This window comes from Streptomyces sp. NPDC053755, assembly GCF_040677675.1.
GTDB lineage: Bacteria > Actinomycetota > Actinomycetes > Streptomycetales > Streptomycetaceae > Streptomyces.
This window is the reverse complement of sequence record NZ_JBFASK010000011.1, coordinates 1-23,147: the sequence shown is the minus strand read 5'-3', so window position 1 is coordinate 23,147 and position 23,147 is coordinate 1. Positions and strand designations below refer to the sequence as shown.

Genomic DNA, 23,147 nt, shown 5'->3' with positions numbered 1-23,147 from the left:
CCTCATGCGTCGTCCACTTCACCGGCGCCCGGCCGCCGCGGCGGCCGTGGTGGCCGCCCTGATCGCCCTCTCCGCCTGCTCGTCGTCCGGCGACGACAAGGCCGACGGGCGGCCGACGGCGGGCCCGTCCCGGGCGGCGGCCGTACCCGACCGGCAGACCGAGGTGGCGCCGACCGGCCCCACCCCCTCCGCGTCCAGGGGACCGGTCGTGCCGGACTCGGAACTCAAGCCCGTCACGGGCTCGTTCACCAAGGACCAGAAGTCCTATCTGAGCGGACGCGTCCCCAAGGACACCGACCCCGCCGCCGTGCTGCAGACCGGCCAGGAGTCCTGCCAGCGCCTGGAGCGCACCGCCAAGCGGGACAAGGACGCGGCCGTCGGCGCGATCATCGCCGGCGACATCAAGGACGCCGAGGCGACGGTCGCCCACCTGTGCCCGGCGCAGAAGCCGCTGCTCGCCACGGCGAGCACCGGCTTCCCCGACGGCACCACCAAGAGCCCCGAGGCGGGCACGTACCGCGCGCTGACCACCGACCCGGCGTGCTCCTGGCGCGCCCTCGGCGACGGCGGGAAGGTCCTGGCCTCCGGACCGCCGCTCGGCTCCGACGGGCAGGTGAAGGCCAAGGTCCCCGCGGGCACGGTGGAGTTCGTCTCCTCGGGCTGCTACGCCTGGCTGCCCGCCTGACCCTTCCGCGCCCTCTCGTAGACACCGAGCAGCGTGTCGAGGACGGCATCCATCGAGAACGCCTCCGTGGCCAGCTTCCGGGCCGCCGCGGAGGCGTCGTCGTTCGCCCGGGGGTCCAGCAGGGCGCGGACGGCGGGGGCGAGACCCGCGGCATCGGTGACGACGCGGCCCGCGCCCGCCTCCTCGATGTCCCGTGCGAGGCCGTTGGAGGTGGTGACGACGGCCGGGGTGCCGACCGACAGCGATTCCAGCACGGACATCGGGAACGGCTCGTCGACGGACGGCAGGACGTAGACGTGCGCCCGGCGCAGCTCCTCCAGCATCCGCTCGGCCGACAGCGGCCCCGGCCGGCTCACCCGGTCCTCCAGGCCGAGTTCGGCGACGAGCGCGTCCACCGCGGGCCGCTCGCCCTCGTCGGGGCCGGCCAGGACGAAGTGGGCGTCGGGGTGGTGGCGCAGGATCTCGGGCACGGCCGCGACGAAGTCGGTGGGCCGCTTGCGGGCCTGCAGGCGGGCCGCGTAGAGGACGCGGGGCGGCCCGGCCGGTGCGGGGCGCGGCTCCTGGGCGGGGACGCCGTTGACGAGCCGTACCGACCGCTCCAGGGGGACGCCGGCGACGGCGTCCAGGTCCTTGCGCTCGCGCCCGGTCAGGTGGAGGACGGCCGAGGCACCGCGCAGGACACGGCGGACCGCCACGGCGTCCAGGACCTTGGCGAGCACCTTGCCGCTCGGGTCGACCATGCCGTGGGTCTGCAGCACGAGCGGGCGCCCGGCCCGCAGCGCGGCGAGCGCGACGGGCAGGGTCACCAGGTCCCGCGCGAGATGCACGTGGACGATGTCGGCGTCCCGCACCAGCGCGCCGGCTCCCGCGAGCATCGCGGGCGAGGTGATGCCGCTGAAGCCGAGCGGCAGGATCGACCGGGCCTGGTAGAGGCGGGCGGGCACGCCCTCCACCTCCGTGGGCAGCGAGCCGCCCGCCGCGTCGAAACCGTCGCCGAGTGCGGTCAGCCGCGCCTCGTGGCCGCGCGAGGCGAGACCCCGGCAGAGGTTGAGCGCCACTCGGACCGGCCCGCCGAAGGCGTGGGTGGGGCTGTGCAGCGTGACGGCGTGCAGGACACGCAGGCCGCTCATACCGGCATCGGGAGGGGTCGGCGGCCCTCGGCCGTGTGCAGGGTGAGCTCCGGCAGGTCATTGTGGAGCGTGGTGCCGGCGGCGACGACCGCGTGGTGCCCGACGGTGACGCCCGCGAGGACGGTGGCGCGGGCCGCGACCCACGCACCGTCCTCGACGGTGATCGGGGCGTTGCGGTAGCGGAAGTCCGCCGCCCGGTGGTCGTGACTGCCGGTGCACAGCAGCGCCTCCTGTGAGACGCAGACGTGGGCGCCGAGCGTGATGGGCTCCAGGTTGAGCAGCCAGGCGCCCTCGCCGATCCAGGCGTGGTCGCCGACGGTGAGCTTCCAGGGCCACAGGACCCTGACCCGGTGCCGTATGAGCACGCCGTCGCCGATGGTCGCGCCGAAGGCGCGCAGCAGCGCGACCCGCAGCCGGGCCGGGCAGAACCAGGCCATGAAGACCGTGTTCATCACCGCGAACCACAGGGCCTGCACCAGCAGACCGCGGCCCTTGTCGTAGCCGGCCAGTGTGAAGGCCGGAAGATTCCTCATGATTTCGGTTCACCCCCCGTCGGCACCTCCCCTGGTGCCGACGAGGTCAGACTAACGGTTGACGCGAGGTGGCCGGGGAGCGTCGGTAGACTGCCGCGTGAGGTTCCGGGGGCGGGGGCAGCGACTTCTCGGCACGGGGCCGCAGGGAAGCCAGGGGGCGGGATGACGACCGATGTACGCGCTACGGCCACACAGGCGCGCCCGGCGCCGCCCGTGCCCGCTCCGCTGCTGCTCGCTCCCGCGGTCTCCCCGCGCACGCTGCTCTCCCGCGCGCTGTCGATCCCGCTGGTGCTCGGCTTCTCGGTGTTCCTGCCGCTCGTCGTGGCGATCCAGCCGGGCGCGGGTGTGCGGGACGCCGCCTACTACCTGCAGATCGCCCTGACGATGTACGCCGGCGCCCGGCTCTCGGCGATGATCCTGACGAGCCGCCGCAAGCTGCTCCAGGGATCCTTCTGGCTCTTCGTCTACATGGCGATGGGGGTGGCGCCGCTGGCGCAGGCGGTGCTCGGCCGGGTGCCGACCCCGGTGGTCGGCCCGCGTTCGGACCTGACGATGGCGGTCGCCCTGGTCCTGGTCGGCTGCGCCGCCTTCGACCTGGGGTCGCTGCTGGCCCGCGGCCGGCCGGGCGGGTCGAAGCGGGCCGAGGAGCGTCCGGCGCTCGTGCACCGGCGCCGGCTGTACTTCCTGGTGCTGCTCGCCTTCGCGTGCAGCGGGCTGTTCGTCGTGAAACTGGGCGGTCCCGCGGTCTTCTTCTCCAGCCGTCAGGAGATCATCGCGGGGATCGAGGAGGCCGGCGTCTCCCAGGCCGACTCCCAGGCCGGACAGGCGTTCCTGCGCGGCTTCGGCACGGTCCCCGCGCTGTTCGCGCTGCTGGTGTACTGCCGGTGGCTGGTCACCTCCCGCCGGGCCCGGCGGCGGCCGATGGTGATCGCGGTCTTCCTCGCCCTGGTGCTGCTCAACGGCGTGGTGAACAACCCGATCTCCAACCCGCGGTACTGGTTCCTGACGGTGATGTTCTCGCTGCTGTTCACCGTCTTCCCGGTGAGCGCGGCGATGTACCGCTCGGCGCTCAGTCTGGGCGTGGTGATGGCGCTGATCGTCTTCCCGTTCTCCGACCGGTTCCGCTACGACGAGAAGAACTACCGTCCGGTGGAGACGACGTCGGTGCTGGAGCCGCTGGCGCTGAAGGACTACGACCAGGTCGGCATGTTCGCCAACACGATCACGCTGGTGAACTCCGGCAGCCGGCACCGCTACGGCCGTCAGCTCGCCGGGTCCGTGTTCTTCGCGGTGCCCCGCTCGGTGTGGGCGGGCAAGCCGCGGGACACCGGCGTGATGGTCGGTCAGTGGATGGGCACGGTCAACACCAACCTGTCCTCGCCGATCTGGGCCGAGCTGTGGATCGACTTCGGGGCCGTCGGCATGGGCGCCGGGATGCTGGGGCTCGGCTACGCCGCGGCGCGCGTGGACGGACGGTTCGCCCGCCGGGGCACGCGCAGGGCGCCACCGGGCAGTCTGATCTCGCTGGTGGTGCCACTGGTCGCGGGCTACTCCTTCATCCTGCTGCGCGGTCCGCTGCTCCAGGCGTCGGGCCGGGTGGCGATCGCCCTGATCTGCATCGCCCTGGTCACCACCTGGCGTCAGGACAAGGGCGCCGTGCTGCGCTGACCCTCCGCCTGCTCCGCGAGGGGCTCGGGGCGGGTGCGGGCGACGCGGGACCACGCGGCGACGGCCTTCAGGGCCGATCCGGCGGCCAGGCCCCAGGCGGCCCCGGCCGCGCCGCCGACGACATAGCCGCCGAGCATGAGGGCCACCGCCAGCAGGGAGAACACGACCTGCACGGAGAGGGTGGCGCGGGGGCTGAGGACGCGCAGGGTGACGAGCGCGCAGGTGCCCGCCGCCATCACGGCGTACTGGCTGCCGGTCGCGGGCAGCAGCGCGGCGGCGGCGTCCCAGGTGTCACCGAGGAGCCGGCGGCCGAGGTGCGCGGGCAGCGCGTACAGGGCCGTCGCCCAGCCCGCCGCGAGGACGGCGAGGACACCGGCGAGGCCTGCGGCGGCGCGCACGGTGGCGCGGCGGGAGCCGGCGCGTCCGAGGAGCGGCGGGCCGAAGGCGTTGACCGAGGTGAACAGGACGTTGAGCGGGCCGAAGAGGGTCGAGGCGCCGCGCAGCGCGCCGACGGCGAGCGGGGCGGCGAAGAGTCCGAGGCCCAGGACGGCGAGCTGGCTGGAGGCGTTGCCGACGGCGTACTCGACGACGAAGCGGCGTCCGAGGTGGCCCTTGCGGAGGTAGCGGCGCGGGTCGCCGGGGAGGCCGCGCACACGGGGACGCAGCAGGGCGAGTCCGAGGAGCACGGCGGGCAGCGCCGACAGCCCCCAGACGAGGACCAGCCGGGCCGGTGAGGCTCCCTGCGGCTGGAGGACCAGGGCGGGGACGGCGCAGGCGAGGCGCAGCGTGTCGGCGGCGAGGGCGCGGTGCGGCTGCCGGAGCGCGGAGAAGGCGTAGCGCAGGCCGTCCTGGACGAGGACGACGGGTAGCACCAGGCCGAGGGCGAGGAACGCCCGGCCCGTGCCGCCTCCGGCGAGCGCCCCGCCGACGGCGAGCTGGAGCCCGCCGGTCGTGGCGGCCAGGGCCGTGAAGGAGACGGCGGCGCGGGCGGCCGAACCGACCGACGCGTCCTCGCCCTTCTCCAGGACGACGCTCTGGCCGACGAAGGCCATGTTGAGGCCCATGAGGACGGTGAAGGTGATGTAGACCATGGAGAAGGCTGCGAAGCCGTCCGCGGTGGACGCCCTCGCCGCGATCACCAGGACGGCGATGTTGGTGAGGCTGGACGCCGCCTGGTCGAGGACCGAGGCGGCGACCGTGACGGCACGTCTCACCGATCGCCGGCGTGGATGTCGCCGCCCCGCGCGGACTTCGCCCCGCGCAGGTCGCTCGGGCGGAGGGACCGCAGCGTGACGGTGTCGGAGCCGTCACCGGGGACGACCTGCTCCGGCTCGGAGACGGGATCGGTCTCCGGGTCGGTGTCGGTGTCGTACTCCTCCGGCTCGGACGGCCGGGGGGCCGGGGGGCGGCCCCGGCCGCCGCCGCGGCGTCCGGCGGGCTGCTTGGCGGCGCGCCCGCGGCCGGGGGTGTGGACGACGGCGCCGAGGACGGTGCCGCCCGCGCCGGCGATGAGTTCGCGGATGCGCTGGAGGTCGGCCCGGTGCACGCTGCGCGGGTCGCAGACGATCAGGACGCCGTCGACCCGGTCGACGAGCGCGAGCGCGTCGGCGTAGTTGAGGACGGGCGGTGCCAGCACCACGACGGTGGAGTTGGGCGAGTCGGCCTCGGAGATGAGCCGGGAGACGCGGGGCGCGGTCAGGGCGCGGGCGACGTTGCGGACGCGCTCGCCCGGGACGAGGCCGAAGGAGCCGGACTCGCCGGCGTCCACCGAGAGCTGGCGGCGGGAGGGCCAGCCGCTCTCCTCGGCGCCCGTGGGCTCCACCGGATGGCTCCAGCGGGGCGCGCTCGCGGCGTGGGCGCGCAGGCGTCCGGCGAGCGTGGGGGTGCGCAGGTCGGCCTCGATGAGGAGGACGTCCTTGCCGGTCTCGGCGAAGGAGGCGGCGAGGTGCGAGGCGACGGCCACGGCGGCGTCGTTGGAGCCGCGCGGGGCGACCACGAGCAGGCGCCGGCGGTCGGCGAACCGCTGGTCGTAGGCGAGCCGGAAGGCGACGGAGCGGTACTCCTCGGCGATCCGGGCGTCGGTGTGGTCGTCGGCGAGCAGGACGTCGGTGGCGCCGCGCGGCAGGGTGCCGAGGACGGGTGCGCGGACGGCGCGGGCGACGTCGCCCGCGGAGCGCGGCGAGGGGTCGAAGACGAGCCGGACCCAGGCGGCGAGCAGACCGAGGGCCACGCCGACGAGGGCGCCGAGGCCGAGGCTCATGGGGAGGCCGGGTCCGTCGGAGTAGCCGGGGGCGCTGGCGACGCGGATGACCGTGCCGGGTGACATGTCGAGCGACTTCAGCTGGCTGATCCGGGCGTCGAGCTCGTTGATGCGGTTGAGCAGGTTGGTCTTGACGCCGTATTCGGCGTCGCGAGCCGCCCCGTCGGCCATCCGGTCGAGTTCCTTGGTCTTCTGGTCGTGCTTCTTGGCGACCTCGTCGAGCTGCTTCTGCTGCCCTTCGAGCATGGTGGCCCGTACGTCGGTCCACTGCTTCTGGCGCAGGTCCAGATAGGCCTTGGTGACGGCGTTGGCCCGGTCGGCGGCCGCCTGCGGGGTGTCCGCGGTGTAGGTGAACTGGAGGACCTGGCTCTGGGGCGGGTTGGTGACCTGGAGGTCCTTCTGCAGGCTGCCGATGGTGCCGGTCCAGCCGAGCTTCTTGGCGGCCTGCTCGGCGACGCTGCTGCTGAGCGCGGTCTGCCGCTCGGAGCCCATGTTGAGCGTCTTGTCCTGCGAGATGCTCGGGTTGAAGGGGTCGTTGACGGGGGCGCGGAGCACGACCTGGCTGGTGGCGACGTACGTGTCGGCGTTGGACACGCCGAACCAGACACCGCCGAGCAGGCCGATGCCGATGCCGGCGCCGATGATGGAGCGGTAGCGCAGGAGCTGGCGGAACTGGTCCCGCAGCAGTTCCGGTTCGTCGTCCTCCACCGCGGAGACGTGCGTGTGTGTCACGTGCTCGGACCCCCCAGAGCCTCGTCGATCAGTGCGTCGATCCGGGCCAGTCCGGCCGTCCGGGTCAGGTGGGCCTCGACATGGCGGGGCCCCTGGGCACCGAGTGCGTCGGCGGCCGCCGGATCGTCGCCGAGTCTACGGACTTCGGCGAGCAGGGCGTCGGGGTCCTCCGGCGGGACGAGCACTCCGGCGCCGGAGCGCAGCACTTCGAGGGCGGTTCCGCCCTCGGCGGCGACGGAGGCGACGACGGGCCGGCCGGCGGCGAAGTAGGAGGTCAGCTTGGAGGGGACGCTCATGTCGAGGACCGAGGCGCGCTGGGTGACGGCGAGGACGTCGGCGGCGGCGAGGACGTCGGGGAACTCGTCGTCGCCGACGGGCTCCATGAAGTCGAGGTTGTCGACTCCGGCGGCCAGCGTCTCCAGGTGGGCGCGCTGGTTGCCGTCGCCGAGCAGGACGATCCGGATCTTGGGGTCGCGGCGGGCGGCCTCGACCAGGACCTCGAGCCCCTGCTTGAGGCCCATGTTCCCGGAGTGCAGGACGACGGTCTCGCCGTCACGCCAGCCGAGGCGGGCCCGGGTCTGGTCCCGGGGCGCCGTGGGCCGGGCGACGTGTGACCAGTTGGGCACGAGCCGGATGCGCGAGCGGTCGACGCCGAGGGCGGCGACCTTGTCGACGAACGTCTCGTGGATGACGCCGACGAGGGCCGCTCCGCGCAGGGCGTAGCTCTCGGCTCTCGCGGCGAGCGCGGCGGCCCGGTCGCCGCCGCGGATACCGCTCTGGGCGGCGGCGGCGCCCATGAGGTCCTGGACGACGGGCACGTACGGGACGCGCCAGCGGGCGGCGAGGCGGGCGCCGATGATGCCGCCGGCGAGGCTGGGCATCTGCGACAGGACGGCGTCGGGCCGGGCCATGGAGGGCGGGGCGAGCAGGCCGTGGGCGAGCACGCTGGCCTCGAAGGCGGCCCTCTTCAGGGCGGTCTGGCGGGGCGGGACGGTGTGGCGTCTGCGGTGGACGACGACCCCGGCACGCTCCTCGGTACGGCGCCAGGCGCGGGCGTAGGCCGGGTCGAGGGACCAGGAGGGGTAGTGCGGCATTCCGGCCAGGACGTGGGTCTCGTGACCGCTGCTCGCCCAGTGTTCCGCGATCTGGGTGGCGTACGGGCCTATGCCCGCGTGCTCGGGGGCGTAGTTGGTGGACACCATCAGCAGACGCCGCCGCCCGCCGGGCGTACCCTTTCCGGTCGACGTGTCGCTCACTGCTTCCCCCATGCCGGTCCCCCTCTTCCCCGTACCCGGACCAAGGCCCCACCCTAGTCGTTCACTCTGTCTCAACGGAACGTGCACGCTATCGTTCGAAAATCCTTCGCGCTGGGGAGCGCGAACGCACCAGGGGGGTTCCTCGTATGACCGCAGGCAGGACGCATCGGGTCGGGTACGCACCGGGGGCGTACGATCTGTTTCATATCGGACATCTGAATATCCTTCGGCACGCGCGCAGTCAGTGCGACTATCTGGTGGCCGGCGTGGTGTCGGACGAGATGGCGGAGCTGGCCAAGGGCCGCCGTCCGATGATTCCGCTCGTGGAGCGGCTGGAGATCGTGCGCAGCGTGAAGTACGTCGACGCGGCTTTCGTGGAGACCGTGCCGGACAAGCTGGAGACCTGGAAGCAGGTCCGGTTCGACGTGCTGTTCAAGGGCGACGACTGGCGGGGGACCGCCAAGGGGGAGAAGCTCGAGCGGGACTTCGCGGGCGTGGGGGTGGAGATCGTCTACTTCCCGTACACGGTCCACACCTCGAGCACGCAGCTGCGGCGCTCGCTCGACCTCCTGACGCAGGAGGCCGGGCCGGCGGCGGGGATCAGCGAGGGACAGCGCTGAGTTCGCGGAACCACTTCGCCAGGAAGGCGAGGAGGAACAGCGCGCTCACGGCGCCGAGCGCGGCGTAGGCCCAGCGGAACGCCGGGCCCGCGCCGAGCAGGAGGAAGACCAGGCAGAAGACGCCGTGGTCGACGGGGAGCAGCGCGAGCGAGCGGAGGGTGGAGGGCGCCGGAGCCGGTGTCCCGGGCGCCGGGCGGGGCTTGAGCTTCTCGGTGAGGAGCCCTCCGAAGAAGGTGACGACGGCGGCGAGCTGGAAGCCGAGGGGGACGAGCAGCCAGGCGTCGTCGGTCGTTCCGAAATGTCCGGCATGGCGATAGAACGCGATGAGGACGACGACGTGCAGCGCGGTGATCTTGGCGCTGTCGACGACGTGGTCGAGCCACTCCCCCGCGGCGCTGCCGCCGCCGCGCAGCCGGGCGAGCTGGCCGTCCGCGGAGTCGAAGGCGAAGCCGACCGCGAGGCCGAGCCAGACCAGCAGGCCGAGCGTCCAGGACGGAGTCCCCAGAGCCACCCCCGCGACCGCGGCGAAGCTGAAGGCCGCGCTGATGAGGGTGACTTGGTTGGGTGTCAGGCGGGCTGCGTACGCCGCTGCCGCGAGGTACCGCCCGACCGGCCGGTTGACGAAGCGCGAGTAGAGGGAGACCCCCTTCGCGGACTTCTGGGCTGATCTCAGCTCGGTCAGCGCGGTACCGATCGTTCCCACGTACCCCCCCGGGTCATGATGCGTATGGTCACACTTTCGTATGTGATGGTCCACATCATGACAGCACCGACGGGGCGGTCGGGACAGACCGCCCCCCGGGGAGCGTGGATCCTAGGGCGTGTGCCGAAAGTCCCGCCTGCCCCGCGACGCCTGGCACGCACGCTCGCCGCGTTGTCGGGATCGTCCACGACCGTCCCGTACGAGGGCGACCCTCCGCCTCGCGATCGCACGCGCCGGACGCCGTGGGGCCCGCCCTTCGGGCGGACGGCGCTCCTTTCGACACACGCCCTAGGAGCGGAGCGGCTCCGGGTGACGGTTCTCCCTGAGGGTGATCCGTCCCTTGCGGAGGGTCGCCACGCGCGGGGACCGACGGGCGATGGCGCTGTCGTGGGTGACCATCACGAAGGTCAGGCCGTGCTCCTTCCACAGCCCTTCGAGCAGCTCGACGATCTCGTCCCGCATCGACTCGTCGAGGTTGCCCGTCGGCTCGTCGGCCAGGAGCACCTTGGGCCGCTTCACCAGCGCGCGGGCGATCGCGACGCGCTGCTGCTGTCCGCCGGAGAGCTCCGACGGCAGATGCCCCAGACGCTCGCCGAGACCGACGGACTCCAGCGCCTCCGCCGCGCGGGAGCGCCGTTCGGCGGTCCTGACGCCCAGCGGCACGAGGGCGGTCTCCACGTTCTCCTGCGCGGTCAGGGTGGGGATGAGGTTGAAGCTCTGGAAGACGAAACCGATGGTCTGGCTGCGGACGGTCGTCAGCCGGCTCTCCGAGAGCGTGGCCAGATCGGTGCCGTCGAGCAGGACGCTGCCCGCGGTGGGCCGGTCGAGGCCGCCCAGCATCTGCAGCAGCGTGGACTTGCCGCCGCCCGTGGGTCCCTGGATGACCAGTCGGTCCCCCGCGCCGAGGGTGAGGTCGATGCCGGCGAGGGCGTCGACCCTCTCCTGGCCGCGGCGGTACTGCTTGGTGACGCCTGTGAGTGTGTACATGGTGGCTGCTCCTGCGGTACGGGAAGGGATGCGGGTCACTCGACGCGGCGCAGCGCGTCCGCCGGGCGCAGGCGCGAGGCGCGCCAGGCGCCGAAGCCGCCCGCGACGAGCCCGCCGCCGACCGCGAGGACCACGGCGAGGCCGACGGTGGCCACGCTGACCGGGGCGGTCAGCGCGATGTCGAGCGTGGTGCCGGGGGCGCCCGCGCTCCCCATGGGGCCGCCGAGCATCCGGCCGCCGCCCGGCCCGCCCGTCAGGGCGCCGGAGCCGAGTTCGGCGGTCAGCGTCGGGGCGGCGGCCGACACGGCGTACGCGCCCGCGAGCCCCACGACGATGCCGAGGGCGCCGCCGATGAGGCCGTTGACCAGGGCTTCGCCCATGACCTGGCGGGTCACCCGGCCGCTCTTCCAGCCGAGGGCCTTGAGCGTGCCGAACTCGCGCACCCGGCGGCTGACCGCCGCGGCGGTGAGCAGTCCGGCGACGAGGACCGCGGCGGTCAGCACGGCGTACGAGAGCCATCGGCCGACGTTGGCGGCGAGGCCGGCGGCGGTGTCGAGCGAGCCGGAGACGGTCTCGGCGAGATCGGCGGAGGTGGTGACCGTGGTGCCGGACACGTTCTTCCGGATGGACTCCTTGACGGCGTCGATCCGCGTCGAGTCGGTGGCCTTCACATAGACGGTGGTGATCTTGTCCTTGGAGTCGGACAGGGTCTGCGCCCGCGTGAGCGGCAGATAGACCTGCGCGGCGGCCTGGCCGCTGTCGGCGGTGGCGATGCCGACGATCTCGAACGTCACGCCCTTGACCGCGAGCGTCCCGCCGACCTTCAGGCCCTCCTGCTTGGCATAGGCGCTGTCGAGCACGACCACCTTCGCGTCGGTCTCGGTGGTCGTGAAGGTGCGGCCCTCGGTGACGGTGGAGGTGGTCAGGGGGCCGAGGTCCGGGGTGGTGACGTCGGTGCCGTAGAGGGTGAAGGAGTCGACCTCGAAGGCGGCGCCACCGCCCTCGACCCGGCCGCCGCCACCGCCGCCGCCCGGGGTGCCGGGTTCGGCGGGCAGCGCCTGCTGAAGCCGGCCCCGCTGGAACTCGCCGTCGATCTTGAGGTTGGTGAGGCTGAGTCCGCCCACGGCCTGGGCGACGCCGTCCTGCTTCGCCACCGTGGCGACGGTGGAGGCGGGCAGGGTCTCGAAGCCCTGGACCATCAGCCGGTCGCTGCTCTGCTCCTGACCGTCCTCCTTGGCGTCGAACCGGAACCGAGGGCGGCGCACCTCCCCCGCTTCGGGCTCCGCGCGGGCCTTGGTGACCGTCAGGTCGGTGCCGAGCCCGTAGAGCGACTCCAGGACCCGCGTCTGCGCCTGCTTCATCCCGGAGGTGACGGAGTTGACGACGATGACCAACGCGATCCCGAGCGCCAGCCCGGAGGCGACGACGAGCGCCGCCTTTCTGCGACGGCGCAGTTCGCGCCGGAGGTAGGTGAAGAACATGGGCGCGAAGCTAGGCGCGGGGGGTGATGGCCGGATAAGGCGCGCGTGAGGAAGACATGAGAGTCCGCCAGGGGGTGGGGACGGGTATCGCGGAGCGGGTGGAGGGGGCGTCAGCCGGTGTACGAGAGGGGATCGGCGAGCACCTCTCGGATGACGACTGCGGCCGCGCCCCGGGCCGCGTCGGCGGAGGCGGAGGCGGCGCGCAGGCGACCGGCGGAGGGCTTCCACAGGCCGGAGACGACACGGCGCTCCAGTTCGGCCTCGACGGCGGGGCCCAGACGGGCCATCAGGCGGGGGTAGATCCCGCCGAGGACGACCGCCTCCGGGTCGAGCAGGTTCACGGCGCCCGCCAGGGCGAGTCCGAGCATCCGCCCGGCCTCCTCGACGGCGGCCACGGCACGGGGCTCGCCCTCCTCGACCCGCCGGACCAGCTCGTCGACACCGGAGGCGGCGAGGGGGGCGGGGGACGGCGGGCCGGGGGCGGGCGCGCCGGGGGCGGGTGCGGGTGGCCCGGGGGCGGGGGGAGTGCCGGGGGCGGGCCGGGACGGATCGGCGGCGCGGGGCAGCACGCCGGACGCGGGCGAGAGGGGTTCGGGGGCGGGGGGCAGCACGCCGGACGCGGGCGAGAGCGGTTCGGAAGCGGGCCGGGACGGATCGGCGGCGCGGGGCAGCACGCCGGACGCGGGCGAGAGCGGTTCGGGGGCGGGCGCGTCGGTGATGCCCGCCGCCCGCAGCAGCGCCGCCTGACCGGCGTACTGCTCCAGGCACCCCCGCGAGCCGCAGCGGCACATCGGGCCGCCCGCGTCCACGGGCAGGTGGCCGATCTCCCCGGCGAAGCCGTGCGCACCGCGCAGCAGTTCGCCGCGGAAGACGATCGCACCGCCGACGCCGATCTCGCCCGTCAGGTGCACGAAGCTGCGCACCGGGCCCTGGGCGCCGAACCACAGCTCCGCCAGCGCCGCCGCGTTCGCCTCGTTGTCGGAGGCGACCACGAGCTGCGGGAGCCCGGGGCGCTCGGCGGCGAGCGCCCCGGCGAAGAGCCGGTCGGCCTCCACCCGGTTCCAGCCGAGGTTGGGGGCCTGGTGGACGGTCCCCGCGGAGACGAGGCCGGGCAGGGCGAGCCGCACGCCCACCGGGTGCAACCGCCGTACCGCCGCGGTCTCCAGGGCCCGCGCGGCGATCCGGGCGGCACGCCGCAGGACCTCCTCGGGTCCGGCCGCGCGGTTGTCGACGGTCTCGGTGATCCGGACCCGGTCGGCGCCCGCCAGGTCGACGACGCAGACGGAGACGTAGTCGACGTTGATCTCGACCCCGAGCGCCGCCGGGCCGGTGTCCGCGGCCTTGAGGACGGTCCCCGGCCGCCCCGCCTGACCGCTGAAGGTCTTGCCCGACTCGACCAGCAAGCCGTTCTCCATGAGCTGCTCGACGAGCGAGGAGACGGCGGCCCTGGTCAGGCCGACGCGAGCCGCGACGGCGGCACGGGTGGTCTCGCCCGCCTCGTGGACGGTACGGAGGACGAGGCTGAGGTTGTGCCGGCGCACGCTCGCCTTGTCGGCCTTGGGTTCCACCGGGTGCGCGCTCCCGGTCGCCGGAGTCTTCTTCATCGTGCGCCGAGCCTAGCCGCCCCGCTGCGCGCGACCTCGTGCCCCGCTCCTCCCTCTTCCGATGGAGAGTTCGATGAGCGAACCGTTTCCGCTACGGTCGGCAGCGTGTCCCCCTACCCGAGCCCGGTCCGGCGTGCGACGCCGACGACCCGGTGCCCGGGCCCTGTCCCGGCCGTACCACCTGCTCCTGCCCCTGCGCCCCCACCGCTCACCATCACCGGTCGGGGCCCGGGCCCGCCGCCGCGTGCGCGTCCGGAGCCGGCCACGGCCCCGGCACCGGCACCGGCCCCGAATTCAGCTCCAGCTCCAGCTCCAAGAGAGGCTCACACCTATGAAGATCCTGGTCGTCGGCGCCGGGGCCACCGGAGGCTACTTCGGGGCCCTGCTGACCCGCGCCGGACAGGACGTCACGTTCCTGGTCCGCCCGCACCGAGCCGCCGTCCTGCGCGAGCGCGGGCTGCGCGTGACCGGCAGGGACGGAGAATGGGCCGTGGAGCCCAGGCTCGTCACCGCCGACGCGCTGAACACCCTTTACGATCTGGTCCTGCTGTCCGTGAAGTCCACGGCCCTGGAGCAGGCCGTCGAGGACATAGCCCCTGCCGTCGGCCCCGACACGGCGATCGTGCCGCTGCTGAACGGCCTCGCCCACATCGACGCCCTCAACGCCCGCTTCGGCACCGCCGCGGTCCTCGGCGGCGTCGCCAAGGTGGTCACCACCCTGAGCGAGGCGGGGGACGTCGTCCGCCTGGCGCCCCTCGCCCATCTGACGCTCGGCGAGCAGGACGGCCGGCCGTCGCCGCGCGTGGAGAAGATCAGGTCCGTGCTCGCCGAGGGGGGCATCGACGTCCTCGTGTCCGAGGACGTGACGGCCTCGATGTGGCACAAGTGGGTCTTCATCACCACCTTCGGCGCCGTGACCTCGCTGATGCGCGGAACGGTCGGCGAGGTCAACGCCCAGCCCGGGGGCGCGGACCTCGGCCCGGCGGTCCTCGCTGAGGCGGCGGCGGTGGCGGCCGCGGCGGGCCACCCCGTACCGGAGCGGGAGCGGAGGGCGACGCTGGACATCGTCACGGCGGCCGGGTCCTCCATGGTCCCGTCCCTCTACCGCGACCTGACGGCCGGGCGCCCCACCGAGGTCGAGCACCTCTTCGGCGACTTGCTGCACCGGGCCCGTGCCCTGTCGGTGGCGACCCCGCTGCTGGACCTGGCCACCCTCCACCTGCGCGTGCACCAACGGCGCGCCACCGCGGCCCCCTAGTCCCCGGGCAAGGCCCTGGCCGCGGGCCGGGGCGGACGGCCCGGCGGTCGTGCGGAGCGTCCGGCGCGGGCCGGACGTCGAACCGCACCACGGAACCCCTCCGACCTCGCGGCGAACCGGGCCTCGGCCGACAGGACAGGCCGGGCCCCTTTCAGGCGGCCCTCAAGAGGACGGCTCGGCGCTTCTCACACGCCGACGGCTCCGTCGATCCGTTCGCGCAGCAGATCGGCGTGGCCGTTGTGGCGGGCGTACTCCTCGATCATGTGGATGAGCACCCAGCGCAGGGAGACCGTCCCGCGCCACGCGTCCTCGCCCTCCACGTCGAGGCCGGGCGCCTCGGCGGCGAACCGCCGGCCGAACGCCACCTCCTCGCGCCATGCTTTCCAGGCGTCCCCGACCGCCGAGGGGGTGGCCGCCGCTCCGTCGAAGTCCCCGTCGGGGTCGTCGTCGGTGACGAAGAGGGCAGGCGCGTCCTGGCCGGCCAGGACGCGCCGGAACCAGCGGCGTTCCACCTCGGCGAGGTGGCGCACGAGACCGAGCAGCGACAGCGTGGACGGCTCGACGGACCGCCGCGCCAGTTCCTCACCGAGGCCGGAGCACTTCAGCTCCAGTGTGTGGCGCTGGGCCTCGAGGACGTCGATCAGCATGCACCGCTCGTCGCCGGTCGTGGGGCCCTGGAAACGCCGGTCGGCGTCGTCACCGGAGAACAGCTCGGCCCGTCGGCGCGGGATCCGGGAGGCGTCCCGACCCGTCATGTCAGTCGGCCGGCCCTTCCAGTCCTTCCAGGCTGTCCATGAACGAGCTGACGGAGAACACCGCGCGGCCGGGACCGGCTGGGCCGTATCCGGGGGGCGAGCTGAGTCCGAACTCCTCCAGCGTCGCCCGGTAGGTCTCCAGGAGACGGATGTGGTAATCCAGGGGCGCGCCGAGCGGGTTCGCCTTGCCGAGGGGTGTGGTGGGTTCGGGGCACCAGGTGGTGAAGCGGGGCACGACCCCGTTCGACATGAAGAACCGCAGCCCTTCGGCGGTGGACTCGATCGCCTCGCTGACCTTGGTGAACCCGAACGGCTCGGCCATCTCGATGCCGGCGACGAAGTTGGGGATCACGTTGCGCGGTCCGAAGATCTCGGTGGAGTCCAGGATGCGGCGGTGCCACTCGTCGCGGCCGACGTAGCGCTCCTTGCCGGGGCAGTGCAGCTGGAAGAGCCGGCGGTCCCACACCTCGAAGTTGGGGTGGTAGATCCGGATCCCGTAGTCGTGGAAGCGCTGGACGGCGTCGCGGGGCAGCGCCTGGGCGACGACCTTGCCGATCCAGCGCCCGGGGAAGCGCTCCTCGATCGCCTTGGCGTAGTGACCGTAGAAGTCGGCCTCGTCCCGGCCGCCGACCTGCGAGGTGATCGACCCACCGGTGAGCGTGTAGGCGCGGGAGGTCCCGGCGGTGTCGTACCGGTCGATGATCTCCAGCGCCTCCAGCACCTCCTCGACCGGCTTGACCCCGGTGTAGGGGCGGCCGGCCGCCTTGTGCTGGCGCCAGTTGTGGTTGATGTCGCAGAACTGGCACTCCTCCTTGGCACCGAAGTACTGGCACACCCGGAAGACGGTCAGATAGACGAGGTAGCCCCACTGGATGGTGGGCGCGACCTCCATCACGGACTTGCCGTTCGACAGCGTGTGCCGGTAGTACTCCGGCATCGGCGGCAGCCCGACGTCCGCGATCCGCGTCCCGTCGAGGTACAGCCCGAGCGCTCCGTCCTCCCCGGCGCGGACGACGTAGGGCGAGTCGGGATTGACCCGCACGGACACGACGGTCCGGCGCAGGTCATAGGGCCCGCCGGTGAGGACGATCTCCTCGGGCGGCCGGTTCAGCGCGGCGGCACCGAGCTCGGGGAGGGTGCGGTGGTCGAAGGAGAAGATGAAGTACGACTTCGGCTTGACGTCCCCGGATCCCCCGTCGGCCGTCCCACTGAGCGCGGACTCGTCGAAGGCCATGCCGCCCCGCAGCAGGTCCTCCTTGATGACGGCTTCCCGCGGCACGTGCGGAAAGCGCGCCATCAGTCCCTCGACCAGCGCGGTGCGGCTGAGGCTCTCCATGTGCTGCTCCATCCCTGACTCCGTTGAGGATCACCTCGAAGCGTATCCCCGCCGGAAAAGGGCGCGGAGGCGGGTCGCCACGGCCGGGGGCCAAGGCGCGGCGAGCCGGAGGGGAACGACGTACGGCGCAGGCATGGAAGGGAAACACCGGAATGCCCGGCCGAGAAGCTCGGCCGGGCATTCCGGTCATGGCGTCAGGTCACGACTCCAACTGCGTGGCCCTTGCCTGCAGGGCTTCTGCTTCTTCGTCCCAGTCCGGGCCGAAGCAGAGCAGGTCGGCTGCGGCCTCGCGCAGCAATACGGCGTCGTCCGGACTCTGGAGGCATGCCAGGCGGTAAGCCAGATTGCGCGCCCAGACCGGCATGGCCATCCAGTCCTCTTCGAGTGCGCCCCGCACTGCCGACAGGATGTCGTCAGCACTGGCGAACGTGATCCTCTCGATGAAGTCCCGAATCTCGTCGGGAATCTTCGGCGAATTGTCACGGTAAACCGAAGAGATCATGTCGCGTGTCGACTCGTTCAGCTCGTTCACTGCACAGACCTCACTTCGGAACCACCCAGAACGTGGCCACTCGATAGACGTTATCACGCGTGTGGGTGGCTCGATATCCGAAGGTGTGCCCACCCAGGTCGAATTCCCTCTCCAAGGGCTTCTTGAAACTCGGGGTACCGGGCCGCGGAACCGTGCCGCCGTTCGCGATGTACCCGTACACGTCGTCGACGATGCCCTGCTCGATCTCGTCTGCGGTCAGCCCGGTGGTTCGGGGGTCGTTCTTGACTCCGTCCTTGCCCGTGTGCTCACGGGCGTATCCGTGGCCGGTGTTGAACTGCCAGGTGTCGTCACCCACGGTGGCGTCGCGCTTGAGGTCCTTGCCCTCACCTCGCTCGCCGGTGTAGACGACCTTCCGGCTGCTGTCGCCACTGTCACTGCCTTCGTCGGCCTTGCCGGACCCGCCGCCGCCGCTCGACCCGCCATTGCCGCGGGAAGAGCCGCCCGACTTTCCGCCGCCGCCACCGGAGCTCTTGCCGCTGGCCGAGCTCTTCTTCAGGCTGACGGAAGAAGACTTGGGTGCGGATTTGGCCTGAGCCTTCTTCTGCACCGCGTTGCCGGTCTTCTTGGCCTGGGCAGCCGCTTTGTCGGCCGTTCTCTTGGCCTGCTCGGCCGCCTTCTTCTTGGCTCTTTGCGCGGCTTCCTTCTTGGCCTTCTCGATGGCGGCCTTCTTGGCCTTCAGAGCTGCCGCTTCGGCTGCCTTGGCGGCCTTGAGGACGGCTTCGGCGGCAGCTTTCGCCTTCTTGAACGCCTGGATGGCGTCGATCGTGCGGCTGACGGCCTTGAGGACGGACGGGATCTTGCCGAGCTTGGTCCACGGGATGGCCCCGACGATCAGGCTGCCGCATGACCACATGTCACCGCCGAAGCAGGCCATGGCGTCGTTGATCCCGATGAAGTCCTTCAGCGCACCCCAGGCCGCCGACAGGATCACCGAGGTGAGCGACTTGCCCATGGTGGCCTGCGCCTGCGCCACCTGCGCGGGTGAGAGACCCGCGCCGGCGAGCGCCGCTGCCTTCTCGGACGCGGTCAGGACGATCGACAGTCCGGTCGGATCGTCGAATGTCACCGGGTTGTTGTGCGCGTACGCGTACCCGTTGGACTGCAGCAGGTCGTTCAGGTCGAGCACGGGGTCGGCGGACAGGAAGCGTCCGACGACCGGGTCGTAGAGACGGGCGCCCAGCGGCTGGAAGCCGGAGGCGTCGTCCCTGTTCTTCCCCAGGAAGCCCTTGTGCGTCTGTATGTTCTGACCCGCCGTGTCGGCACCGCGCTGGTTACCGAACGGGTCCTGCTTGCGTACACGGACGGGCTGGCCGCTGTAGAGCGCCACCTCCGCGTAGACGCTGCCCTGGTGGTCCATCGCCAGAGCGACCAGAGCGTCACCGCCGGTGCCGTTGGCGTACCGGAGAACCGATCCACCGGGCGCGGAATACACGCGCTCGCTGCGCACGAGGATGCCACCCTGCTGGACGGTCACCTCGGCCTCGCCCAGGTGGAGCGTGGCCTGCTTGCCCTGGATGGTCAGCAGGCGGTTGCCGTCAGCGCCGTAGATGTGACGGGTGTCGTTCTGCGGCAGCCACTGCTGGGCCGCGGAGGCGGCATCGCAGGTGGCGAGCACGATCGGCGTCGCGTTCACGTTCGCCGCGCCCTGCACCGCGAGGCACAGACCGGAAACGGCGTGGGTCAGCTGACCGGAGGCGTTGCGCTTGAGCTGCTGCGCGGTAGTGCCGTTGCACTTCTGCACCTGGACCGCCGAGCCTGCGGTCGTGGCCGCGGGCTGGACGCACCAGTTGTCGTAGACCTCGAGGGTGCCGACGTTGGCATCCGCCTGGTTCGGCGCCGGGTCGAAGTGCCACGCCTGCGCCACCGTGCTGTTGCACTGGTAGAGCTGGATGGCGGTGCCGGCAGCCGCGAGGCCCGACTTGAGGTCGATGCACTTCTGGCCGAGACCCACGTACGGGGTCTTGCCGTTCGAGCCCTGACCGGTGATCCGGTCGACCTTGCCGTCGTGGGTCCAGGTCAGCTCCTGCTTGTCGCCGTTCTGGACCGAGGTGATCGACTTGGTCTCACCGGTCAGCTCGTACAGACGCTGTGCCTCGGCCGTGACCTGGGCGCCGGCCGGGGTGGTGTACTGCTTGGTCACCTTGGTCAGCGTGTGCGGCTGGTCCTTGGCGGCACCCTTGCCGTACGCGTACGTGCTGACGGCGTCCTTGGCGGCGGCGCCGGTCAGGTCCTTCTCGGTCAGCTTGGTGCGGTTGCCGAGGAGGTCGTACTCGTACTCCTGCCAGTAGCCGGAGCCATCCGCGCCGGCGGCGACATTAAGCGTGCCGTCGGTGTTCTTCGGGGTGGTGCAGCCCTTCGTCGCCGGGTCCTTGGAGGTCCAGGCGGACTTCAGCTGACCCAGCGGGTCGTAGGCGAAGCACTGGCGCTCCTCGATCCCGACGGACTTCTCCTGGATCGAGGTGACGTTGCCAGCAGGGTCGTAGGTGTACGCCCGGTTCGAGACCAGGTTCCCGCCCACCAGGCTCGCGGTGTTCTGTTCGCGGTAGACCGACTGGTCGCGCAGTTCGCCGCTGCTCTCGTCGAAGCTGTTCTGCGTCCAGACCCGGTACGGCTGTGCACCGAGGGTGGATCGCAGGACCTGGCCGTACGGGGAGTAGACCGTCTCCGAGCCGTACCAGTCCTTGCCGGAGAGCGAGAGCGGCTTGCCGTCCTCGTTGTGGCGGACGACCAGCTTCTCGGCCGCGAACTTGCCGGCGGCCGGAAGCTGAGCCTCTTCCAGAGCACCCGTGTCCGTATAGCTGTAGCCGTAGGTGTAGTCCTTGGCGAAGCCCCAGGTGTCGACGACGGACTGCGGAAGCGACAGAGTGGTCGAGGTGGGCTGGTAGTCCTTGGTGTACCCGTTGACCTTCTGGGTGTATGCCAGGCCGTCGGTGTAACGGGTGGCGGTGGCGGGCATGCCCTTGCCGCCGGGTGCCGTGTCGTACGTGTACTCGGCGAGCAGCGTGCCCGCGGAACCGTCGAGGCGCTGCTGCTTCGGCCGGGACAGTTCGTCGTAACCGTTCCAGACCTTTCCTCTCGCGTTCGCGGTGGTCAGCACCCGCCCGCGGTGGTCGTATTCCAACCGCGTGGTGCCCGAGTCAGGGTCCGTAGCGGTCAGCACGCGGCCACGGTGATCGTAGGTCCACGACCACGGGTGCGTCGGGTCCTCGGAGTTGGCGGCCTTCGCCATCTGGCCGCGCGCGTCGTACTCGTACGACATCGAGGTGTAGCCCTTGGGCGCAGCCGGATTGAAGGTGTCGACGCGAGATGTGCGGCCCTCGGCATCGGTGTAGACCCGGTAGGACGAGGTGCCCTGCGGGTTGATGACCTTGGACCAGTCCTTGCCGTACTCGTAGCGGGTGGCCCGCTCCGGGTAGGCCTTGGACATGGCCTCCGTGGTGTTCGGGTCCACCCACTTCATGTAGGGGGTCTCGGTCACCACACGGCCGAGGCCGTCGTACTCGTAGCGGGTGATATTGGGGATGGCGGTGTCGGCGAGCGGAGTGAACAGCTCGCCGGGCTTGGCATCCTGCGTGAGGTAGGCGTTGTTGGTCTGGTAGACCTCGCCGGCGCTGTTGTAGAGGGTGTCGGTGACGAGGTAGCCGGCGTCATTGTCCGCTTCCTCCAGCGACTGGCGCTCCCGGCCGAGGCCGTCGTAGAGCGTGACGGATGTGTCTATCCGGTCCTCGTGTCCCCGCGCGTACGTAGTCACGTACGGAGGCCGTCGAATCTCTCGTTCGGCATCCTCCGGGTCGACCTCCGGCTTCGGGACCGTGTACTCGGCCCGGAAGTCCGGTACTGCTCCTGTCGCTGGCGTGCGGCCCGGGGCCCACGCTTCTGCCAGACGGCCCAGCGGGTCGAACTTCGCCTCGCTCACCAGGCCGTTGGTGTCGGTCGTCCTGAGCGCGGTCGCGCGGCCCGGCTCGATCTCCTGGACCTGCGAGTGACCCAGCACATTGGATTGGGTGATCTTGAAGACCTGACCCGTGGGCGGGTCGAAGGTGATCGTGGACGTCTGCTGATCGGGATCGGTCTGACGGATCACACGGCCGATGGCATCGAAGCCCGTGGTGCCGTTGGACTGGAAGCCCGTGCCGTCGCCCTTCAGCGTCCAGGACTCCGTTGCCAGCCCACGCGTGGTGTCCGCGAGAGCGGTCCCGTACGCGGCGCCGTCGTAAGCGGTCCGGGCTGCTTCGCTCAGGGTCGACAGATCGGCGAAGTCGGCCGCGGCACAGGTCGTCGGCGAGTTCAAGACCTGCTTGGTCAGGCCGATGATGTTCTTGCCGGTCTGGTGCAGGTACTCCGACTTGGTGCAGGACTCGTCGCCGGTCTTGCCCGTGTCACCGAATGACTCGACCTGGACGGGCAGACCGTGGGTCGGCTCGTAGGTCGTCTTGGTGCGGACCTCACGCAGGGTGCGCGGGTCGTCGGTGTTGGTGCCGGATGCCTTGGTGTAGGCGATCTCCTCGGGCTCGGTGACCCGCCAGGCCTTGAGGTCGCTCAGGCCGTCCTCGCGGTCGCGCTTGCCGAGTTCGGTGGCCTCCAGCTTCGTGATCGAGCGGGAGAGCCAGTTGGTGTCCGCGTCGGTGGCGTTGGTGTACGTGAGCTCTTCGGCTATTCGGCCGGCGAAGGGCTCGCGGTCCTTGGCGATCTCGACGCCGTGGACGTCCGTGACGGGGACGGTGTCGCCCATGCCTCGGTAGAAGCGGGTGACCGCCTTGGTCTGCGGGGAGTCGACACCGGGGGTGTTCTCGCCCGTGGAGCCTTCACCGCTGTCGGCGTCGGACGGCTTGGGGCCGGTGAGGACGGTGGTCTGCTCGAAGCCGGCGAACTGGGAGTAGGTGCGCGTGGACTTCTTGGTGAACTCGGCCTCGGCGAGCTTCCAGCCGGCGTTCTTGTACTCGTAGAACGTCTTCGTGCCGTACGAGCCGGCCACGTTCGGGAGTTCCTCGATCGATTCCACGACGTACTTGTGGAACCAGTCGATGTCCTCGACCTCGGGGTCCGGGTTCCAGTACGTGGGGTAGCACAGGCGGGTGTTGGCCTTCAGGCCCGCCGTGTCCGTCTTGATCGGCAGACCCGTGCCGGTGGCGCACTGGCCTTCGATCGGCTTGTACGTGACGACCGTCTCGCCGCCGTACTCGTTGATCACACGGGCGATGCGCAGGCGCGAGAAGCCCGGGCGGCTGGGGTTGAACGCCTTGACCCGGTTGGGCATGTCCTCGGCGTTGGACTCGAAACGCACCGAGTTCAGCGTGACGCTCGCGTCGGTGGAGCCGTTGCGGGCGTAACCGGTGCGCTGGACGGACTCCAGCCACAGGGCCGTGTTCGGGCCGGTCTTCAGCGAGGCGAAGCTCTGGTTCAGCTTGTACTCGTCGACGACCTGGCGGGCCGTGGTGTCGGTGCGGCGCTGGGCCGAGGTGGTGATCTTGTCCAGGCGCTTACGCGTCCAGAACGTCGGACCGGCGTTCCAGCACTTCTGCTTGTACGTCGTCGTGACGGCCGCGCAGCGCAGGTCGGCCGGGGTGTCGTACCAGATGCGGTACT

17 protein-coding genes are annotated in these 23,147 nt (G+C 71.7%); 4 read left to right on the top strand and 13 right to left on the bottom strand.

The window, feature by feature from the left end; all coding sequences use genetic code 11:
- The first annotated feature begins 4 nt into the window (after positions 1-4).
- Positions 5-685 (top strand): hypothetical protein, encoded by a 681-nt coding sequence (locus AB0K65_RS13490; RefSeq protein ID WP_365715976.1) that lies wholly within the window; start codon positions 5-7, stop codon positions 683-685.
- Here the strand turns inward: AB0K65_RS13490 and AB0K65_RS13485 are convergent.
- Together AB0K65_RS13485 and AB0K65_RS13480 are read right to left on the bottom strand one after the other, a co-directional pair.
- Positions 664-1,806: a glycosyltransferase gene (locus AB0K65_RS13485; protein ID WP_365716122.1), complete on the bottom strand. Its 1,143-nt coding sequence runs from the start codon at positions 1,804-1,806 to the stop codon at positions 664-666. The genes AB0K65_RS13490 and AB0K65_RS13485 overlap by 22 nt on opposite strands.
- A 5-nt stretch (positions 1,807-1,811) precedes the next feature.
- Positions 1,812-2,348: a WcaF family extracellular polysaccharide biosynthesis acetyltransferase gene (locus AB0K65_RS13480; RefSeq protein ID WP_365715975.1), complete on the bottom strand. Its 537-nt coding sequence runs from the start codon at positions 2,346-2,348 to the stop codon at positions 1,812-1,814.
- Positions 2,349-2,510: 162 nt separating this feature from the next.
- Between AB0K65_RS13480 and AB0K65_RS13475 the strand changes: the two genes are divergently transcribed.
- Positions 2,511-4,016, top strand: a complete 1,506-nt coding sequence (locus tag AB0K65_RS13475; protein WP_365715974.1) for a hypothetical protein — start codon at positions 2,511-2,513, stop codon at positions 4,014-4,016.
- On the opposite strand, the gene AB0K65_RS13470 is transcribed toward AB0K65_RS13475, so the two are convergent.
- From AB0K65_RS13470 to AB0K65_RS13460, 3 genes are read right to left on the bottom strand one after another with little or no spacing between them, the layout of a single operon-like run.
- Positions 3,989-5,230 carry a hypothetical protein gene (locus AB0K65_RS13470; protein ID WP_365715973.1) on the bottom strand — a complete coding sequence of 414 codons (1,242 nt, stop codon included), beginning with the start codon at positions 5,228-5,230 and terminating at the stop codon, positions 3,989-3,991. The two genes, AB0K65_RS13475 and AB0K65_RS13470, sit on opposite strands and share 28 nt — an antisense overlap.
- A complete protein-coding gene (locus AB0K65_RS13465; RefSeq protein ID WP_365715972.1) occupies positions 5,227-7,008 on the bottom strand; it encodes a lipopolysaccharide biosynthesis protein in 1,782 nt (593 codons plus the stop codon). Before AB0K65_RS13465 ends, AB0K65_RS13470 begins: the two co-directional genes overlap by 4 nt.
- Positions 7,005-8,210 carry a glycosyltransferase family 4 protein gene (locus AB0K65_RS13460; protein WP_365716121.1) on the bottom strand — a complete coding sequence of 402 codons (1,206 nt, stop codon included), beginning with the start codon at positions 8,208-8,210 and terminating at the stop codon, positions 7,005-7,007. The genes AB0K65_RS13465 and AB0K65_RS13460 overlap by 4 nt, the downstream gene beginning before the upstream one ends.
- Positions 8,211-8,410: 200 nt before the next feature.
- Here AB0K65_RS13460 and AB0K65_RS13455 point away from each other — a divergent pair, with 200 nt between their 5' ends.
- Positions 8,411-8,884: an adenylyltransferase/cytidyltransferase family protein gene (locus AB0K65_RS13455; protein ID WP_365715971.1), complete on the top strand. Its 474-nt coding sequence runs from the start codon at positions 8,411-8,413 to the stop codon at positions 8,882-8,884.
- On the opposite strand, the gene AB0K65_RS13450 is transcribed toward AB0K65_RS13455, so the two are convergent.
- The 4 genes from AB0K65_RS13450 to AB0K65_RS13435 all read right to left on the bottom strand — a co-directional run bounded on the left by AB0K65_RS13450 (position 8,865) and on the right by AB0K65_RS13435 (position 13,659).
- The gene (locus tag AB0K65_RS13450; RefSeq protein ID WP_365715970.1) at positions 8,865-9,587 is read right to left on the bottom strand and encodes a CDP-alcohol phosphatidyltransferase family protein; all 723 of its coding nucleotides are present in this window, start codon (positions 9,585-9,587) and stop codon (positions 8,865-8,867) included. The genes AB0K65_RS13455 and AB0K65_RS13450 overlap by 20 nt on opposite strands.
- Positions 9,588-9,875: 288 nt before the next feature.
- A complete protein-coding gene (locus AB0K65_RS13445) occupies positions 9,876-10,574 on the bottom strand; it encodes an ABC transporter ATP-binding protein (protein WP_365715969.1) in 699 nt (232 codons plus the stop codon).
- A gap of 35 nt (positions 10,575-10,609) precedes the next feature.
- Entirely contained in the window at positions 10,610-12,055 is a 1,446-nt protein-coding gene (locus tag AB0K65_RS13440; RefSeq protein WP_365715968.1) for an ABC transporter permease, read from the bottom strand.
- Between the two features lie 110 nt (positions 12,056-12,165).
- Complete coding sequence (locus tag AB0K65_RS13435; protein ID WP_365715967.1) at positions 12,166-13,659, bottom strand: ROK family protein; 1,494 nt, start codon at positions 13,657-13,659, stop codon at positions 12,166-12,168.
- Positions 13,660-13,990: 331 nt separating this feature from the next.
- On the opposite strand from AB0K65_RS13435, the gene AB0K65_RS13430 reads away from it, so the two are divergent.
- Complete coding sequence (locus AB0K65_RS13430) at positions 13,991-14,917, top strand: ketopantoate reductase family protein (RefSeq protein ID WP_365715966.1); 927 nt, start codon at positions 13,991-13,993, stop codon at positions 14,915-14,917.
- A gap of 185 nt (positions 14,918-15,102) precedes the next feature.
- Here AB0K65_RS13430 and AB0K65_RS13425 read toward each other — a convergent pair whose 3' ends face one another.
- The 4 genes from AB0K65_RS13425 to AB0K65_RS13410 form a co-directional block, all read right to left on the bottom strand.
- A complete protein-coding gene (locus tag AB0K65_RS13425; RefSeq protein WP_365715965.1) occupies positions 15,103-15,672 on the bottom strand; it encodes a DinB family protein in 570 nt (189 codons plus the stop codon).
- A gap of 1 nt (position 15,673) precedes the next feature.
- A complete protein-coding gene (locus tag AB0K65_RS13420) occupies positions 15,674-17,008 on the bottom strand; it encodes a radical SAM protein (protein WP_365716120.1) in 1,335 nt (444 codons plus the stop codon).
- Positions 17,009-17,207: 199 nt separating this feature from the next.
- Positions 17,208-17,540 carry a hypothetical protein gene (locus AB0K65_RS13415; RefSeq protein WP_365715964.1) on the bottom strand — a complete coding sequence of 111 codons (333 nt, stop codon included), beginning with the start codon at positions 17,538-17,540 and terminating at the stop codon, positions 17,208-17,210.
- Positions 17,541-17,550: 10 nt separating this feature from the next.
- A partial coding sequence (locus AB0K65_RS13410) for an RHS repeat-associated core domain-containing protein (RefSeq protein ID WP_365715962.1) occupies positions 17,551-23,147 on the bottom strand: 5,597 nt, incomplete at its 5' end.